Raw genomic sequence first — 16,703 nt, 5'->3', positions numbered from 1 at the left:
ATGCGATGAATAACGAAACGCAGAATCAACTTCCCCTGCGCCACGCTCCCCGGCTGTTTAAAAGCTTTTATCAGGGCAGCTTTGCCTGCTCAACGGCCTGCCGGGCTGAAGGTAAGCGCATAGACATGGTGGTCAACAGCGGCCACGATACGCTGCTGGAAAAGGATTACGCCAGGCTGGCTACGGAACACCTGTTTACCGCGCGGGATGGCGTGCGCTGGTATCTGATCGAGAAAACGCCGGGAGAGTACGACTGGTCGACGTTTTTACCCATGCTGCAAGCCGCCCGCAGCCAGGACATTGAGATCATTTGGGAGCTGGCGCACTTTGGCTGGCCAGACGGGCTGAATATCTGGCAGCCACAGTTTATCGATCGTTTTGCGGCGTTTGCCCATGCGGCGGCCTGCCTGATGCGTGATGAAGGCTTCACCGCCCCCTTCTTTACTCCAGTGAATCAGATTTCTTTCTGGTCGTGGGCCGGAGCCGACGTCGCCTGGTTTAATCCTGGCGTGACCGGGCGAGGAAGAGAACTTAAGCAGCAGCTGGTAAGCGCTTCCATTGCGGCTATGCGCGCCATCAGACAGGTGCTGCCAGCGGCAAGGTTCGTGCTGACCGATCCGCTGGTCAATGTCGCCACCCAGCAAAAAAGCGCCGAAGGTCGCCAGGCGGCCAGCCAGCAGCATCAGGCCCAGTTTGATGCCTGGGATATGCTGAGCGGCCGCCTGAATCCAGAGCTGGGCGGCGATCCCTCGCTGCTCGATATCATCGGCCTGACCTGGTACCCGGATAATCAGTGGTTCATTAACGGCGACCCGCTGCAGGCTCATCAGCCTGAATACCGGCCGCTCTCCTCCCTGCTGGAAGAAGTCTGGCAGCGCTATCAGCGTCCGCTGCTGATTGCCGAAACCGGCGCCGAAGGCGAGATGCGACTGCCGTGGCTGAAGGACGTTATCGGACAGGTTGACCTGGCGATGGATCGGGGGATTGAGGTTGAGGGAATTTCAATTTTTCCTGCGGTAGATTACCCCGCCTGGGCCGACGATCGCCGCTCGCCGGGCGGCCTGTTTGGCCTGCCGGATGCCAACGGTAACCGGACGATTTACGAACCTTATGCGCTGGAAATTCGCAGCCAGCAAATTAAATTGAAGCAGAGGGATTAAAGCGACAGCGAGGCAGAGTCAATACGAGGGAAAGCGGCAAAACAGCAGCGTGGTCAGGTCATCCACAGCGTAATCACCAGCACGAAGGCGATCAGTGTAAACGAGGTGATGGCAAGTGCCACAATAGCAAACTGCGCATCATCCAGCGGCAGGCGGGATTCACCGGAGTAGTCGTTATCAGGACGTTGGCTCATTATTATTTATCATCTGCTGGCAAAACGTCCGGTGTTCAATGCCAGAAATTGTTAAGGATCGCGCCTTCACTGGACGCAACCGGAGCCTGTACTATAGCACAGTAATACCCTGAGAAAAGAGTTAGTCTGTACGGATAGCGCTTTTCCGCGCCGTTTTTCGCGAGCTGTCTCGCGGAGAGCGCACAAATAATCCCCACGGTTATTATCGCATTTTATTTATATTAAAAAGCAAACGAGCCGCTTTCGCGGCCCGTGACGATTAGAAATCGTAGGTGAGTGAGAGTTTAAGCTCTCGCGGGTCGCCCTGATAAATGTAGGTGCCGTTGCTTTCCACGCCGGACCAGTACTTCTCGTTGGTGACGTTCTCAACACCCAGACGCCAGGTCAGATCGTTCTGCTGGACCTTCATCCGGTAGCGCATCCCCAGATCGAGCGTGGTGTAACTGTCCAGCTTTTTGGTGTTGGCCTCGTCAGCATACTGCGACCCGGAGTGGGTCAGGCGCGCCAGAGCCGTCAGCCCTTCAACCGGTTTGATGTCATATTCCGCGCTCAGCACCGTGTAGAAGTTCGCCACGCCGATGGCGTTTTTGCCGTCATAGGTGCCATCTTCGGTTTTGCTCATCTTCGGGTCCAGCCAGGTCGCGCTGCCGTTGAGACGCACGCCATACATAGGCTCGCCAAAGACGTTCAGCTCAACGCCCCGGTTACGCTGTTCGCCGTACAGGCCAAACACGTTGGTTTGCTGATTGATGATGCCGGTCGGCTTTTTGATTTCAAAAAGCGCCAGCGATCCGCCAATGCGACCATAATCGACCTTCATGCCCACTTCATTTTGTTTGGACAGCGAAATGCCCGTTACCTGCCCAGCGTTGAGGGCCGTGTTGGAAGCGGTATCACCCGGCTGTAACGCCTCAATATGGTTAGCGTAGAACGACACGGTTTCCCACGGTTTCACCACCAGGCCATAGCCCGGCGTCCAGCGTGATTTAGTGAAGCGGGAGTCGGTATCTTCAATCGCGGTGCCGTAGGCATAGTTACGCACCACCACTTTCTGATGACGTGCGCCTACGGTCAGCAGCACTTTGTCATCAATGAAGCCCAGCGTATCGGAAAGCAGCAGGCCTTCAGTACGAACGCGACTGGTTGGACGCGGATCGTCAAGATCGCCGCCAAAATAGGTGTTGGTTGGCGCAGACACGTCGGAAGTATCGTAAATATTGGTGTCTTTAGTCGTCAGCGCCATACCATAAGAGGTTTTGTTGCGCGTAGTCTGCGCAGCATAGCCGACGTTAACGCTGTGGCTGACCACGCCGGTATTAAATTTGCCGCGAACCCCGCCCATGCCGCTGAAAGCATCGATATATTTGTTGGTGTCCATACGGCCAATGGTAGCCGATCCGTCTTCGTCGGTCAGCTTAGGCGAGGCGTAAGCCCCGGTTTCATGCGAATGCTGTCCGCCCATCGCGCCGTAGAGCGTCCAGTCCGGCGCGATATCGTATTCCGCACGGGCCATGCCGAATTCGCTTTCGAGATTGCTGTATACCCAGTCCTGGCTGTAGTTGCTGGTGGCGCGCGGAACTTCAGGGATAAAATCAACCTTGCTGATGTTTACGCCCAGGCGACCACCGTGATATTCCTGCTTCTGATAGCCCAAATCCAGCGAGGTCCGCAGTTTGTCACCGCGATAATCCAGTCCGATGGAAGCCAGAGTTGCGCGGCGTTTTTCGTTGTCGATGGCCGTTTCGCCCTCGCGATGCAGCAGGTTAACCCGCACGCCCCACTGGTTATTGTCACCGAAGCGGCGGCCGACATCGAGGGTAGTGCCTACCTGCGAAGAAGACGTGTAATCCACGCCAACCCGGGTCAGAGGCGTGTCTTCAGCATGTTTCGGTTCAAGGTTGATCATCCCACCGACGCCAGAAGTGGCTGCACCATTAATCAGCGCATTCGAGCCTTTGAAAACTTCCACGCGGTCAATCATTTGTGTAGAGACAACCTGACGCGGCATCACGCCAGACAGGCCGCCAAACGTCATATCATCGCCATCCAGATCGAATCCCCGGATGCGGTAGGTTTCGGCAAAGTTGCCGTAGCCCTGCACGTTCTGCACGGAAGCATCGTTAGCCACCACATCCTTAATCGTGGTGGCCTGCTGATCCTGAATCATTTTACTGGTGTAGCCGATAACGTTAAACGGGACGTTTTTCGCCTCCTGCTCGCCCAGCATACCGAGTCGGCCGCCGTTAGCGACCGGCCCATCAAGGTAGGCCGGAACCAGCTGGTCGCCGCCGGGTTTGAAGTTATCATCCGGCTTTGCCGTCACCGTCATGGTGTCTTGCGTGGTTGCGGTTTTACTGCTGCTGTCGCCAGTAGCGGCCATCGCCGGCGCAATGACGGATCCCGTCAATGCCGCCAGCAAGGTTAATTTGAAGCCGTTTTTACCTGTTCTTTTCAATGCCATTACGATCCCCTGACAATAAACGCAATTGATAATAATTATTATTCGGATTGCGATTATGCTCAGAAGATTCCAGAATGCAAGCTGAAAATGCTCAAAAATCAAACCTGTCTTTATTGGCTTAAGAGAATGATATTTCTGCTCTACTCCCTCCAGCGGCGGAAGATCAGCGAAGTGTTAATGCCGCCGAAGGCAAAATTATTTGACTGGATATAATCGGTTTGCAGCTCGCGCGGTTGGTGCATGATGTAATCTAAGCTGCCGCAATCTACCGCTGGCTCGGTCAGATTCAGGGTTGGCGCGAACCAGCCTTCCCGCATCATCTCAATGCTCAGCCACGCCTCCAGCGCGCCGCAGGCTCCCAGCGTATGGCCGAAATAGCTCTTAAAAGAGGAGACAGGCGTACGGTTGCCGAACACGGCGGCCGTTGCCAGACTCTCGGCCACATCCCCCCGATCGGTGGCCGTGCCGTGGGCATTGATATAGCCAATCTCTTCCGCCTTCAGTCCCGCAATCCGCAGCGCGCCCTCAATGCAAATCTGCATCGTTTCACGCTGCGGCTGAGTAATGTGTGCCGCATCGCAGTTGGTGTGGAAGCCCACAATTTCGGCATAGATCGTTGCGCCGCGCGCCTGCGCATGTTCCAGCTCTTCCAGCACTAGCGTACCGGCTCCCTCGCCGATCACCAGACCATCACGCTTTTTGTCGAACGGTGAAGGCGTGGTTTCCGGCGCGTCGTTGCGCTGGCTGGTGGCAAACAGCGTATCAAAGACGGCCGCTTCGGAAGGACAAAGCTCTTCAGCGCCGCCAGCCACCATCACCGTCTGATAACCGTGGCGAATGGCTTCCCACGCATAGCCAATCGCCTGGCTGCCGGAAGTGCAGGCGCTGGAAGTAGGGATCACCCTGCCGCGCAGGCCAAAAAACAGGCCGGTATTCACCGCTGCCGTGTGCGGCATCATCTGCACATAAGTGGTGCCGGTAATGTTATTGGTATGCTTCTCAGTCAGCATGGTGGCGAACTCACTCACCGGGCCGGTGCTGCCGGTTGAGGAACCGTAGGCAATGCCGGTTTCGCCACTGGTCAGCACTGCGGCCTCCAGCAGGCCTGCCTGCGCCAGCGCCAGTTCGCTGGCGCGGGTCGCCATCAGCGAAACCCGGCCCATCGAGCGGATGCGCTTGCGGGTGTAGTGCTCCGGCAGCGTAAAATCGTCGACCGGCGCGCCCAGCAGCGTATTCAGCCCGTCGTAAACCTGCCACTCCGGCATCCTGCGTACCGCGTTGCGTCCCGCCCGCATTCTTGCTGAAATCGATGGCCAGTCGTTGCCGAAGGCGGTTACGCCGCCCATCCCGGTCACCACTACGCGGCGGATCACAGCATGCCCCCATTAATCGAAATCACCTGGCGGGTGACGTAACCAGCAATATCCGACATCAGATAGCTTGCCAGCCCGGCCACTTCCTCTGCCTGGCCCATTCGCTTCATCGGGATCATCTTCATCGCTTCCTCTACGGCCAGGGGTTCCATCCGGATCATTCCGGTATCAATCAGCCCCGGCGCAATGCAGTTGACGGTGATTTTCCGCTTAGCCAGCTCGATAGCCAGCGCCTTGGTCGCGCCGATAATCCCTGCTTTGGCTGCGCTGTAGTTGACCTGGCCGCGATTGCCCATCAGCCCGGAGACCGACGACAGCGTAATAATGCGGCCCCCCTGACGCAGGCCGATCATTGGCATAATGCACGGGTGGATCACGTTATAGAAGCTGTCGAGATTGGTATGAATGACGCTGTCCCAGTCATCCTCGCTCAAGGCGGGGAACGCGCCGTCACGGGTTATCCCCGCGTTGCTGACCACGCCGTAGTAGGCGCCCGCTGCGGCAATATCCTGCTCAATCAGCGTGCGGCACTCTTCCCGATGAGCGATATCAAACCCCAGGACACGGCCCTGGCCGCCAGCCTGTTGCAGCTGGCGCAGGGTCTCCTCCGCGCCAGCGCGGTCGCTATGATAATGCACAACGACGGTGAATCCTTCGGCGGCCAGGCGCAGAGCTATCGCCCTGCCAATGCCCTTGCTGCCGCCCGTGACCAGTACAGAACGCGTCATCCGTTGTTACCCTGTTGCAAAAGTTGGTGTAATTCTTCCCGGTCGGGCTGATAGGTATTCAGCCTGCCGCTGGCGTAGCGCTCGCCATCAATCGTAATCTGCCCGTCAAAGCTGCCAATTTTTTCGTCGCGCATCAGCAGAGTGATGCTCACCTTCAGCGTTGATCCAGCGGGAAACGCGGCAGCCTCGCAGCGATAGCCACGGCCGCCAAGCAGCATCCCCGGCGACGGCTTTAAATCGTCGACCTGGCGGCCATGCCAGCCCGCCCAGACGCCGATGGTTTGGGCAATGATTTCGATACCAAACCAGGCGGGTAGATCGCCCTGAGCAGTGAGAAACGGGGCCAGTACCCCCTCGCCAACCGTCACCTCGCAGCAGGCGCTTTCGTCGCTGACGGAAAGCACCCTGTCCAGCAGCACCATTGGCGCATCGTGCGGCAGATATGCTGCCGCGCTCTTGTAGTTAACCATCATGCTTTTCCAGTATCAGGCAGGTATTGTTGCCGCCAAAGGCAAAAGAGTTCGTCATCACGGCGCTTCCCGCCAGCGGCCTGGCCTGTAACAGCAGCCCACAGGCGGCCAGCGTATCATCCTGCCCGCTCAGGGTGAAATCCTGCGGCGGCAGCGCTACGGACTGCGTGAGGATCAGCCAGCACAGCGCGGCTTCGCAAATACCGGCAGCGCCCAGCGTATGCCCGGTAAGATGCTTGGTCGAACTACAGGGAATGGTTTCGCCGAAAATCTTGCTGACCACCTCAGCTTCAATTTTGTCGTTCAGCCGCGTTGCCGTACCGTGCAAATTGATGTACCCCAGCGCGCCGGCGGCCAGCTTCGCCTGCTTCAGCGCCATCTCAATAGCGCGGATGGCTCCTTCTCCTGCGGGATGCGGTGCAGACATATGCCAGGCGTCGGAAGACTCTCCCACGCCGGATATCGCCACTTCATGTGGCGTTTTAGTCAACAGCATCAGCGCGGCGCCCTCACCGATGCTGATGCCGCTGCGCTGTTTACTGAACGGCGCGCACCGCTCTGCTGAAAGGGATTCAAGGCTGTCAAAGCCGTTGATCGGCATACGGCTCAGGGTGTCTGCACCGCCCACGATCGCCACGTCAGCCAGCCCGCACTCAATCAGCCGCTTACCGCTAACGATCGCTCTGGCGCTGGAAGAACAGGCGGTTGAAAGGGTATAAGCCGGGCCGGACAGCCGCAGATAGCTGGCGAGAAAGCGCGAGGGATCGCCCAGCTCCTGCTGATAGTAGTGATAGCCTTCCGCGCAGACAGCGACCTGCGAGTCGGCTTCGTTCAGCCCGGAGGTGCTGGTGCCCAGCACGATGGCGACGCGGTCATGGCCGTACGTCTCAATCGCCTCACTGACCTGCGGCTGAATTTGCTGCAAAGCGGCCAGCAGCAGCTGATTATTACGGCTGCGATGGGCGGCAAGCGCCGGGGGAATATCTGGCAACGCGGCATCCACTCTGCCGGTCCAGCAGGGCTTACCGTGCAGCAGCCAGCCGCTGTCCGGCCGCATACCGGGAGCCTCGTTACGCGCCAGGTTCTCTGCGGTGGTCGCCATGTCGTTGCCCAGCGCGCTGAGCATACCGACCGCTGAAATGTAGATCATCAGGAGTCCAGCTGTTGAATAAGAATATGGTAGCCAAAAGCAAACTGCTGAATGCTGACCGGCTCACGCTGCGACCCGCGCTGCAGGTAGCGAATTTCGGTAATCAGCGTGCCGCGATCGTCACGCAATTGACGCCGGTCGCCGTGGTCGGCTAAGGTCCATCCCTGCGGCAGGCGCGGCTGCCAGGCGGCTACGGGCCAGTGGCTCAGCATAATATCGGCCAGCACCTGGCTGGCTGGCGGCATCTCCGGCAGCACGATTGACTGCTCGGTGTGGATACCGCTGCGATCATAGCTCACCCTGAACAGCCTGATGCCCAGCGAAGAGAGGCCGGCCAGGGTTAGCTGCTGCCGATCGGCGCTCAGCAGAACCAGTAAAGACTGCTGTTTCCCCTTGAAGGTCCCGGTCAGCAGCTGCTGCTGACTGAAGGCCGGATCGATGCCGGGCGCGGGCAAGGCGACCTTCACCCCTGGCTTAAGCCACGCTTCGGGCTGATTATCGTTGGGTTTGCTGGCACAGCCGACCAGCAGCAGGGCCAGTGCGGCCGCGGCAATCACTCTCATCATTTTTTCCTTTTAGGCGGCAGCGCCAGCGGGGCCAGCAGGAAGGCGGTAAAGATACCGCTGCAAAGCACGATGCCAAAGCTGGCTATGGCCTGGGTGCTGCTGAACACCAGCATTCCCAGCGTCAGTAACGTAGTCATCATCGCCAGGGTCACCGCCAGTAACGAGGTTATCGGCGTGCCGCGCGGATTGCTGAAGAACAGCGTGTAATTGATGCCTATCCCTAAGACCAGCACCAGCGCCAGCAGCGAAAACAGGTTGAGCGAATGGCCGGAAAGCGACAGCGCCGCCAGGCCGCCGCCCAGCGACAGCACCGAAGGCAGCACGCCAATCGCGCCCTGACGAAGGCCCAGCCGCAGCATATAGCTTAGCGCAATAGCGGCCAGCGCCGCCGCCAGCAGCCACCCCAGCAGCATTCGGTAGAAGCTAAACAGCTGGTCGAAGGTGGCTTTGCGGTCGATCCAGCTCACGCCCGGCAGGCTTTTCGCCAGTCCGGCCAGCGCGGCGCTGTTTTTTACCCCTTCAACCGGCACCAGCACGCCGCTGCGACCGGCGGAAACGGAGAGCCACAGCAGCCGCCAGCCTTCGCTATTCGGGCTGGCGAGCCACTGTTCCGGCGTCAGCGTCATCGGCGAAAGATCCGGCTCCGCGAGCGCAACGCCAGCCTGACGCAGTTGGGCCATCACCCCCGGCGCGGCGCGCTTGAGCAACTGGTTGTCCCGCTGCTGTTGGGCCAGCGAGGAAATCGGCAGCAGGCGATAATGGGTCAGCCACTGACGCGCCTTCGCCTTTGCCAGCGCCGGAGCCAGCGTCTCCAGCCGTTGCAGCGCCTGCTCAGGCGTCTCGCCGTAGACCACCATCCAGGTCTGCTCTGCGCCCTGCCCGGTCAGCTGCGCAATCTGTTTTTCCTGCGCCAGCAGCGCAGGCGGCAGCGCCTGAAGCTGCGAGATATTATCATCGACATGCAGCCGGGCCAGCCCGACGGCTGACATCAGCGCGACCAGCAGCGGCAGCCCGATGCGAATCTTAGGGGTTCGGCGCCAGCTCACCAGCCAGCGTCCCATCAGCGCCAGCAGCGGCACCGGGCGAACCGGCAGGCCTTTCACCAGCAGCGGATACCAGCAAATCACCGTCAGGCAGGAGGCCGCCAGCCCCACGGCGGCAAAAACTGCCAGCTGACGAATGCCGGGAAACGGAGCCAGCACCATGATCAGCCAGGCGATCGCCGTCGTGCCCAGCGCCAGCAGCAGCGCCCGAATCACCTTGCTCAGACTTTGCGACGGCGTTGATTCCGCGCCGTGCACCATGCGTTCGGTCAGGTAGTACAGCGTGTAGTCCGCCGAGATTCCGACGATGCTCAGGCTCATCACCAGCGTCATCAGGTGCAGTTCGCCAAAAATCAGCAGCGTGATCGTCACGCCAGCCAGCGCGCCGATGCCAACCGAAAGCGCGCACAGCAGCAGCGGACGCGGTGAGCGGAAAACGGAAAACACCAGCAGCAGCACGCCGATAATGGTCGCCACGCCCAGCGTGGAAACGTCGTGCTTTGCCTGCTGGCTGGCAAAGTCGCTGAAATATACCGTACCGCGCGACAGCAGCCGCGCCTGAGGATATTTTTCGTTCAGCCGCGATTTGAGCGCGGCAAGCTGAGTCACTACCGCGTGGCTCTGCTGCATATCAAACGAATTGCCGTTCAGCTCCGCGTGCAGGAAATACCACACCCGCCCCTGCTTATCCGTGGTGGTCAGCCAGCCCTGGCTCAGCCCCAGCCTGCCACTGTTTTGCTGCATAGCCAGCTGCGCGCCGCGCACCAGCAGCAGCGGATCGTTGGCCATCTCCTGTCCGCTGACGCCGGCAAATGCCGAATAGAGCTGCCCCAGCACCCAGTCCCCCTGAGCGCCGCCGCCGTTTTGCAGTCTGGCGCGAGTGGCCGGATCAATCATCGCGTTGCGGTGCTGCCAGGCAAATTTCCCCCACGCCTGCTGGGTGCTGGCGTCCACCGGCCCCCTGACGTTTTGCAGTATGGCTAAACGCTGAAGCTGTTGCAGCGTCCATGCCGCGACCTGAGGATTGTCCTCTTCCCCTGCGCTGACCAGCCAGACCATCTGGCGGTCCAGCCGCTGCATAAAGCCCTGCTGAAGATCGGCCGGAATGTCGCCCATCGTCTGCTCAGGCAGCAGAGCCAGCACGCTGCTGTTGATGGTTGCCTTCGGCAGCAGCGCGGCAAGCGTGGCCGCCAGCAGCAGGCAGATAGCCAGCCAGGCGAGGGCGGCCGCCCGTGGATGCTTAGAAATCAAAACGCTGCTGCTCTTCTTCGCTCAGGCTGACGGGCGTCAGGCGCTGATTGCTGAGCACGATATCGGTTTTATCGCCCTGACGATCGTTCAGCTTAATGGCCTCCAGATATTCCGCTCCCTGGAGGGTAATGGTGTTGAACAGCTTATCCAGCGGCGAGGTTTTCGGCGTCAGCACCAGCTGCCATTTCTGCTGGTCAGCAGGCTGAAAGTCCAACGCAAAGTTCTGCTCAAGCACCCTGCGGTCAGCCTGGAAAAGCGCGCGCAGCAGATGGTTAAACTGGAACATCTGCGGATTGCTCTCAGCGGTAATAATCTGCGGCGGCTGCCCGTTCATCACCTGCACCATGCGCTTATCATCCAGCACCAGCGTCAGCGGGAAGGGTCTGGCCTGATGCCACCACAGCCCTTTATCCTTAGCGATCAGCAGCTCTCCGCTGGATTTCAGCGGCTGCGCCATGCCTTTGATCTCCCGTAGCTGGGTGAACTCGGCGCGCACCACCGGCTGGCTGGCGAACCGCTGCTGGAGCTCCTCCAGCGTCACTGCCTGAGCGGCGGTGCCGATCAGCAGCAGCCCGGCAAGCAGGAATTTGATCATGGCTGAACCCCCAGACGCGCAAATAAAATCGGCGGCGAGACGAAACTCAGTTCCTGCGTCCCCTCCGCCACCGCCACCTGAATGGTGTAACCGGTGGTCGTACGCTGGCCGCTGTGCGCATCGAAAATCTGATAGCCGATGCGCAGGCGGTTTTCCACCTCTTCCAGCGTGGCGCGCACGCGGATAGTCTGTTCGAAGGTCAGCGCCGCGCGGTATTTCACTCGCGTATCCACCACCGGCCACAGATAGCCAGAGGCTTTCATTTCGCGGTAGCCATAGTTGAACTTGCTCAATAATTTTTCGCGGGCGATTTCAAAATAGCGGAAATAGTTGCCGTGCCAGACAACGCCCATCGCATCCACATCGTGAAAGGGAATACTCAGCTCAACATCAACAGTAAAACGCGGGTCGTTTAACACTGTGGCTCCTCTTTGTCTTCCGTTTGCGGTTGATTTGGCAGTTGCCAGAAATCAAAAAAGTTAAACCAGTCCAGCGGCGCCATCAGCGCATGGTGTTCCAGCCTGGCGGCATAGCGATCCACCGCCTGTTGCAGCGCCTGCTGGCGGGTGGCTCGCGGCAGCAGCAGCGGATCGGCAAACGGCTCACAGTGCAGCCGCAGCGTGCCTTTTTCGCGCAGGGCGAACATTAGCAGTACCGGGCAGCGCAGCGCGGCGGCCAGCACAAAAGGCCCCTGCGGAAAGGGAGCCGGTTTGCCCATAAACTCGCTCCAGATCACCCTTCGCACGCCGCCACGCTGACGGTTTACGGCGGTGCGGTCGCCAACAATGGCGACCCACTCGCCCGCGTCGAGCTTCTGCTGGAGCAGAATCGCGGTATCCGGTCCAATATCGGTCACCGGGATAAGGTGTTTGCTGGCCTCTGGCGCAATCTCATCCATCACCTGGCGGAAACGCTGGGCGTTATCGGTAAACACCAGCGCGTTAATCGTCAGCCCGCTTACCTGCTGCGCCAGCGCCCGACAGGCTTCAATATCCCCCAGATGGGAGGCGAGGATCAGCCTGCCGCCAGGCGTGCCTGCGTTAATCGCCCGCTCAGCGCCCGGAGCGAAGTCAATTTCTTTTCCCCAACGAAGATCGCCGCGCCAGCTGGCAATTTTCTCCAGCATCGAGTCAGCGAAACGCAGAAAGTGCTGAAAACTGTTCAGGCGGCCCGGCAGCGCTCTGTTTTGCCTGCGGGCCTGGGCGCTGATGGCCCGTAGCCACTGGCGGGAGGCCTCACGCTGCGGCCCGCCGCTTAACCAGTAAGCAAACGTCACCGGCCACAGCAGCAGCGTAAATACGCCGCGCCCAAACTGCTGATAAACCCACAGCATAAACTTCAGGCCCGCCAGGCCCTTGCGCTCCTGAATGCCCGCCCAGTGGCCACTACGGCGGCGCCTGAGCAGAGACGGAATGCGCGGCAACATGCCGAAAAACAATCGGGTATGCATCCACGAGATCCGCAGGTTGTCATGCAGCGCATCGAAATGCGACAGCCCGTCCTGCGGATAGGTTACGCGAGTGGGGATAAAGCGAGCTGGCGTGCCCTGCCAGTAGAGGCGAACCATGATTTCCGTGTCAAAATCCATCCGCTGGCCGACCGGATGGCGGCTGGTCAGCGCCAGGCATGGCGCCAGCGGATAGACGCGAAAGCCGCACATACTGTCCTTGATCGACAGCGACAGCGTCTCCACCCAGACCCAGAAGTGCGTGACGTAGCGACCGTACAGGCGGGACCTGGGGATCGAATCATCATACAGCGGCTGGCCCGAGATCAGGCAGTCCGGGTGCCTGCGGGCTTCGGCCAGCAGCTTCGGGCTGTCTTCAATCTGATGCTGCCCGTCGGCATCAACCTGTAGCGCATGGCTGAAGCCTGCATCGGCAGCAGCCTGTAATCCGCGCATCACCGCCGCGCCCTTGCCCTGGTTTTCAGCCAGGCGAAGTAGCGTTACCCGCTCATTCAGCAGCGGTTCAAGTCGCGCGCGCGTGGCTTCGTCGCTGCCATCGTCGACGATAAAGACCGGCAGCGCCAGCGGGGCCAGCCGCGCCAGCACCGACGCCATCATCGCACCGTGGTTATAGCAAGGGATCACCACGCAGGGCGAAAAATCTGCGGCTAGCACAGGGATATCTTCCCGCTACTGGCTCGCTGCGCCCCTTCGCCAGCGAGGATTTGGTAGTCAAACAGCAGCCAGTTTTTCGCCTGCTGCCAGCTGAGCATCAGCCTGAGGGTACTCCCCGGCAGGATCGGCTGCTGAAATTTGATGTTTTCGATGGCTGAAAACCGTTTGCCCTGGGCCAGCAGCAGCACGCCATAGTGCATCACCCAATCCAGCTGAGCTACGCCTGGCAGGATCGGCTGAGCGGGAAAATGACCGCGAAACCAGAACAGATCGGACTCCACCTTCAGCAACAGCGCGGCCTGGTCAGCCTGCTGCTGACAAGAGAGTTCAACGGGCAGCATAAAATAACTCCTGTATTTGCGGCCAGGCGCGTTTGCTCTGACTGTTATGGGGGATCGTTTCTACAATCCGCCAGAAGCGAGGCATGGCTACCGGCTCCAGCCATTGATGCAGTTCGTGTCGCCACTGGCGCTTAAGCTGCGTCAGCTGATTCTCGTCATAAGAAGCATCAAGCACCAGCACTACGCCGATACCGTTGCGCTCCGGGCGGCTGACCGAAAGGGCTACGGCGTCCACAATCTGCGGCAGCGCCAGAAGCCGACGCTCAATTTCACTGAGCGACACGCGCTTGTCTTCAATTTTCACAATGCGGTCATAACGCCCGCAAAGCTGGAAGCCGCCCGGCGCAAACTGGAGCTTATCATCCAGCTGAAGCCCTTCCGCCTGCGGAATTAACGGCGATGTTGCCCACCAGCGCTGCTGTGCATCCTGCGAAAAGGCCACGTTACTGAATGGCTGCCACAGCTCCCCCTCCCTGTTGCGGGTGCGGGTTGCCAGCACGCCGGTTTCCGTGCTGCCATAAATTTCGTCTACCGGCTGTTTCAGCCACGCGCAAACCTCCTGCGCGCTGCGCCAGGGCAGCGGGCCGCCTGCGGAAACAATCAGCCGACAGTCCGGCGCCGCCAGCGAACGATCCAGACGGCGTAAAAAGGCCGGGCTGCTGATTAAGGCGAATTTGAGGCTCGCCTGCTGGGCGGAAAGCTGTTCACTGTAATACACCTGGCGGCTGTCAAAAGGCAGGCCCAGCGCCAGCGGCAGAAAAATGCGGAAGCTCAGGCCATAGAGATGCTGATGGCTGACGGAGGCGATAACCGTGCAGCCCGCCAGGCGCTCTCCCCAGCGATCTGCCAGCCAGCGGACTTCCTCGTCCAGGCAGCTCAGCGGCTTGATCACCTGGGCTGGCGCGCCGGTCGAGCCTGAGGTGAACAGCACCACGAAGGCTAAAGGATCGATCGGCGGGAGCGCGGCTAAGTCCGCCTCCTCAGCATCGTCAGCGGTGAGCTGGATAACCGGACAATCCAGCGCCAGGGCGCTATCGCTCAGGGCCGCGTCAAACTCGCTGCTTTGCTCCTGAAGCAGCGACTCGCGGCAGTGGCCGGGGATCACCGGTATCTTGCCTACATGCAGCGCCGCCAGCAGCGCGATGCTGAACAGATAACTGTCCTCAAAGCACAGCGCCCATTTCTGCTGGGGCTGAGCCAGCAGGCGGTGGCCGAGCGCCACCACTGCCCGCTGCCACTGACGCTGCGTGAAAATTTGCGCGCCACGGCGGGCCACCGGCCCGTCCGCTTCACGGGTCAGCCAAAGGCCGACGGGCAGGCTCATGCCCGCCTTCTCCTGCGCTGACGCAGCAGCCATTCGCCCGCCATCAGCAGTCCCATCAACAGATAACTGACCAGCCCGTTCCACCACGTCCACCAGGTAAGATTGTTGATCAGGCAGGTCGCTAACGCGACGCTGCCGTTGAAAATGAAAAACAGGCACCAGATCTGCGTTACCCGCCGGGTCCAGAGAACCCCCTGCGGCGGGAGGTCTGGCTCACGCAGACGGGCCAGGCGTTCGACCAGCGGCATTCTGCTAAATAGCGAGCCGCCAAACAGCAGCAGCATCAGGCCGTTAACCATCACCGGATACCACAGCAGCAGGTGGTTTTGCTGCAAAAAGCCGCTGCTCAGGCTTAGCCCTGCGCCGAGCAGCGCCAGCCATTTTCCCACCAGCGGCAGCGCGCCCTTTCGTCCCCACAGGGCCAGCCCGCGCAGCAGAAACAGCACCGCCGCCAGCGGGAGCAGCCAGCGCCACGCCGGGTGCGTCAGCGAGGCCCAGACCAGCAACGGCCATAGCACCATCAGCACGGCGCTGGCAGCCTGCAACAGCCGGGACATGCTTACGGCATCACCCTTCGCGGACTAGCTGGTCAACAGCGTCGACCACGTCCTGGACGGTACGCACGGCTTTAAACATCTCCGGCTTAATTTTACGCCCGATGCGTTTTTGCAGGTGAACCACCATGTCCACGGCATCAATGCTGTCCAGCTCCAGATCTTCATATAGCCTGGATTCCGGCTTGATATCTGCCGCATCCAGCTCGAAAAGCTTTACCAGAAGCCCGGTAACTTCCTGATAAATTTCATTCTTGTCCATAAATAACTCGCGATGTTAGGGGTCAGGCGCCCAGCTTGCGCTGGGTCAGGATAAAAGCGGCCAGCGTGGCGACAGAGTAAAAATGCTGCCGCATTTCCTCGCTTTCCGCTGAGAGCACCACGCCATAGCGATTCTTCACTGCCAACCCCAGCTCCAGCGCATCAATAGAGTCCAGCCCCAGGCCGTCGCCAAACAGCGGAGCCTCGCTCTCTATCTCATGCACGGCGATCTCTTCCAGATTAAGGGTGTCGATGATCATCTGTTTTATTTCAAGCGCTAGCTCTTCCATACCTGTTTCCGAATAATTATTAATGTTCTGGGGTTAATGCTTGCTGTAAAAAACGGGTCAGGTGACGGGCGGCCAGCGGCTGCGCCTCCTCATCACCTGCCGTAAATTGCTGACTGTCTATGCGCTGGCCCACCGTCACGGTGAACAGCGGTTTTTCGGGCGGCACCTGATACCAGCGGCTCTGTTTATCCAGCATCCGCTGCGTGCAGCGGATGTGCACAATACGCAAATCACAGCGGCAGCGCACGGCAATATTTGCCGCACCGCGCTGGAGCTTCAGCGGCTGGCCGTAGCGGGTACGGGTGCCCTCCGGGAAGATCATGATCGCGTCGCCGTTATCCAGCCGCTGCTGGCAGTCCGGCAGCAGGGTTTCCGCCTGGCTGTTGACCAGATAGCTGGCAGAGCGTATCACCCCGCTGATAAAGAAATTGCGCTGCAGGTCGGCTTTAACCAGACAATCAACGTCCGGCATTACCGACGCCAGCATTACATAGTCGATCAGCGAAGGATGGTTCGCCACGATCAGGCAACGGCGCTCGCTGCGGAGCTGCCCTCCCCCTTCAATACGGTAATCCAGCACGCCTAACAGCCGTAGGGTACGCATAAAGCAGCGGAAGCTGAACGAGATGCTGCGGCGGGCAAGCTGACGGCGGCGAACAGGGTCGCGCTGAACCAGCAACAGCAAATTGAACCACACCAGCGACAACATCAGCCCGCCCAGCCCAAACAGGGAAAAGCAGACGGCGGTCATGGCAATACGCCAGCACCGGTTAAGCACGGCAGCGAAAGAACGGCGGCTACAGCTTGCGTTATTCATAGC

Annotated in this window: 18 protein-coding genes; 1 reads left to right on the top strand and 17 read right to left on the bottom strand. The window is 59.8% G+C overall.

Annotation, left to right across the window (positions count from 1 at the left end; genetic code table 11):
* Positions 1-5 precede the first annotated feature (5 nt).
* Entirely contained in the window at positions 6-1,160 is a 1,155-nt protein-coding gene (locus NG99_RS02780; RefSeq protein WP_034888187.1) for a beta-glucosidase, read from the top strand.
* Between the two features lie 53 nt (positions 1,161-1,213).
* Here NG99_RS02780 and NG99_RS29640 read toward each other — a convergent pair whose 3' ends face one another.
* From NG99_RS29640 to NG99_RS02700, 17 genes are all read right to left on the bottom strand, one after another.
* Positions 1,214-1,354: a hypothetical protein gene (locus NG99_RS29640; RefSeq protein ID WP_198138719.1), complete on the bottom strand. Its 141-nt coding sequence runs from the start codon at positions 1,352-1,354 to the stop codon at positions 1,214-1,216.
* Between the two features lie 259 nt (positions 1,355-1,613).
* The gene (locus tag NG99_RS02775; RefSeq protein ID WP_408606384.1) at positions 1,614-3,809 is read right to left on the bottom strand and encodes a TonB-dependent receptor; all 2,196 of its coding nucleotides are present in this window, start codon (positions 3,807-3,809) and stop codon (positions 1,614-1,616) included.
* Between the two features lie 146 nt (positions 3,810-3,955).
* Positions 3,956-5,188 (bottom strand): beta-ketoacyl-ACP synthase, encoded by a 1,233-nt coding sequence (locus NG99_RS02770; RefSeq protein ID WP_198138718.1) that lies wholly within the window; start codon positions 5,186-5,188, stop codon positions 3,956-3,958.
* Entirely contained in the window at positions 5,185-5,916 is a 732-nt protein-coding gene (locus NG99_RS02765; protein ID WP_034888185.1) for a 3-ketoacyl-ACP reductase FabG2, read from the bottom strand. Before NG99_RS02765 ends, NG99_RS02770 begins: the two co-directional genes overlap by 4 nt.
* Positions 5,913-6,386 (bottom strand): ApeP family dehydratase, encoded by a 474-nt coding sequence (locus NG99_RS02760; protein WP_034888184.1) that lies wholly within the window; start codon positions 6,384-6,386, stop codon positions 5,913-5,915. The genes NG99_RS02765 and NG99_RS02760 overlap by 4 nt, the downstream gene beginning before the upstream one ends.
* Positions 6,379-7,536 carry a beta-ketoacyl-[acyl-carrier-protein] synthase family protein gene (locus tag NG99_RS02755; protein ID WP_034888183.1) on the bottom strand — a complete coding sequence of 386 codons (1,158 nt, stop codon included), beginning with the start codon at positions 7,534-7,536 and terminating at the stop codon, positions 6,379-6,381. Before NG99_RS02755 ends, NG99_RS02760 begins: the two co-directional genes overlap by 8 nt.
* Positions 7,536-8,099, bottom strand: a complete 564-nt coding sequence (locus NG99_RS02750; RefSeq protein WP_034888182.1) for a DUF3261 domain-containing protein — start codon at positions 8,097-8,099, stop codon at positions 7,536-7,538. Before NG99_RS02750 ends, NG99_RS02755 begins: the two co-directional genes overlap by 1 nt.
* Entirely contained in the window at positions 8,099-10,396 is a 2,298-nt protein-coding gene (locus tag NG99_RS02745; RefSeq protein WP_034888181.1) for an MMPL family transporter, read from the bottom strand. The genes NG99_RS02750 and NG99_RS02745 overlap by 1 nt, the downstream gene beginning before the upstream one ends.
* Positions 10,386-10,991, bottom strand: a complete 606-nt coding sequence (locus NG99_RS02740; RefSeq protein ID WP_034888180.1) for a LolA family protein — start codon at positions 10,989-10,991, stop codon at positions 10,386-10,388. Before NG99_RS02740 ends, NG99_RS02745 begins: the two co-directional genes overlap by 11 nt.
* On the bottom strand, positions 10,988-11,410 hold the full coding sequence (locus NG99_RS02735) for an acyl-CoA thioesterase (RefSeq protein ID WP_034888178.1): 423 nt from the start codon (positions 11,408-11,410) through the stop codon (positions 10,988-10,990). The genes NG99_RS02740 and NG99_RS02735 overlap by 4 nt, the downstream gene beginning before the upstream one ends.
* Positions 11,404-13,113 carry a glycosyltransferase family 2 protein gene (locus tag NG99_RS02730; RefSeq protein ID WP_034888176.1) on the bottom strand — a complete coding sequence of 570 codons (1,710 nt, stop codon included), beginning with the start codon at positions 13,111-13,113 and terminating at the stop codon, positions 11,404-11,406. The genes NG99_RS02735 and NG99_RS02730 overlap by 7 nt, the downstream gene beginning before the upstream one ends.
* On the bottom strand, positions 13,107-13,454 hold the full coding sequence (locus NG99_RS02725; RefSeq protein ID WP_034888174.1) for a 3-hydroxyacyl-ACP dehydratase FabZ family protein: 348 nt from the start codon (positions 13,452-13,454) through the stop codon (positions 13,107-13,109). Before NG99_RS02725 ends, NG99_RS02730 begins: the two co-directional genes overlap by 7 nt.
* Positions 13,441-14,811, bottom strand: coding sequence for an AMP-binding protein (locus tag NG99_RS02720; protein ID WP_232298154.1), 1,371 nt, complete (start codon positions 14,809-14,811; stop codon positions 13,441-13,443). The genes NG99_RS02725 and NG99_RS02720 overlap by 14 nt, the downstream gene beginning before the upstream one ends.
* The gene (locus NG99_RS02715; protein ID WP_034888170.1) at positions 14,775-15,335 is read right to left on the bottom strand and encodes a COG4648 family protein; all 561 of its coding nucleotides are present in this window, start codon (positions 15,333-15,335) and stop codon (positions 14,775-14,777) included. Before NG99_RS02715 ends, NG99_RS02720 begins: the two co-directional genes overlap by 37 nt.
* A 10-nt stretch (positions 15,336-15,345) precedes the next feature.
* On the bottom strand, positions 15,346-15,594 hold the full coding sequence (locus NG99_RS02710) for an acyl carrier protein (RefSeq protein WP_034888168.1): 249 nt from the start codon (positions 15,592-15,594) through the stop codon (positions 15,346-15,348).
* Positions 15,595-15,616: 22 nt separating this feature from the next.
* Positions 15,617-15,883 (bottom strand): phosphopantetheine-binding protein, encoded by a 267-nt coding sequence (locus tag NG99_RS02705; RefSeq protein WP_034888166.1) that lies wholly within the window; start codon positions 15,881-15,883, stop codon positions 15,617-15,619.
* Between the two features lie 19 nt (positions 15,884-15,902).
* A complete protein-coding gene (locus NG99_RS02700) occupies positions 15,903-16,700 on the bottom strand; it encodes a lysophospholipid acyltransferase family protein (protein WP_034888247.1) in 798 nt (265 codons plus the stop codon).
* Between the last annotated feature and the right edge of the window lie 3 nt (positions 16,701-16,703).

This window comes from Erwinia typographi (assembly GCF_000773975.1).
GTDB classification, from domain to species: Bacteria; Pseudomonadota; Gammaproteobacteria; order Enterobacterales; family Enterobacteriaceae; genus Erwinia; species Erwinia typographi.
This window is presented reverse-complemented; position numbering and strand designations above follow the sequence as displayed.

Bases quoted from the DNA above. Each gene is read 5' to 3' on its own strand.
- NG99_RS02780 (WP_034888187.1), top strand. From the start codon at position 6: ATGAATAACGAAACGCAGAATCAACTTCCCCTGCGCCACGCTCCCCGG.
- NG99_RS29640 (WP_198138719.1), bottom strand. From the start codon at position 1,354: ATGAGCCAACGTCCTGATAACGACTACTCCGGTGAATCCCGCCTGCCG.
- NG99_RS02765 (WP_034888185.1), bottom strand. From the start codon at position 5,916: ATGACGCGTTCTGTACTGGTCACGGGCGGCAGCAAGGGCATTGGCAGG.
- NG99_RS02760 (WP_034888184.1), bottom strand. From the start codon at position 6,386: ATGGTTAACTACAAGAGCGCGGCAGCATATCTGCCGCACGATGCGCCA.
- NG99_RS02755 (WP_034888183.1), bottom strand. From the start codon at position 7,536: ATGATCTACATTTCAGCGGTCGGTATGCTCAGCGCGCTGGGCAACGAC.
- NG99_RS02750 (WP_034888182.1), bottom strand. From the start codon at position 8,099: ATGAGAGTGATTGCCGCGGCCGCACTGGCCCTGCTGCTGGTCGGCTGT.
- NG99_RS02740 (WP_034888180.1), bottom strand. From the start codon at position 10,991: ATGATCAAATTCCTGCTTGCCGGGCTGCTGCTGATCGGCACCGCCGCT.
- NG99_RS02725 (WP_034888174.1), bottom strand. From the start codon at position 13,454: ATGCTGCCCGTTGAACTCTCTTGTCAGCAGCAGGCTGACCAGGCCGCG.
- NG99_RS02720 (WP_232298154.1), bottom strand. From the start codon at position 14,811: ATGGCTGCTGCGTCAGCGCAGGAGAAGGCGGGCATGAGCCTGCCCGTC.
- NG99_RS02715 (WP_034888170.1), bottom strand. From the start codon at position 15,335: ATGTCCCGGCTGTTGCAGGCTGCCAGCGCCGTGCTGATGGTGCTATGG.
- NG99_RS02710 (WP_034888168.1), bottom strand. From the start codon at position 15,594: ATGGACAAGAATGAAATTTATCAGGAAGTTACCGGGCTTCTGGTAAAG.
- NG99_RS02705 (WP_034888166.1), bottom strand. From the start codon at position 15,883: ATGGAAGAGCTAGCGCTTGAAATAAAACAGATGATCATCGACACCCTT.
- NG99_RS02700 (WP_034888247.1), bottom strand. From the start codon at position 16,700: ATGAATAACGCAAGCTGTAGCCGCCGTTCTTTCGCTGCCGTGCTTAAC.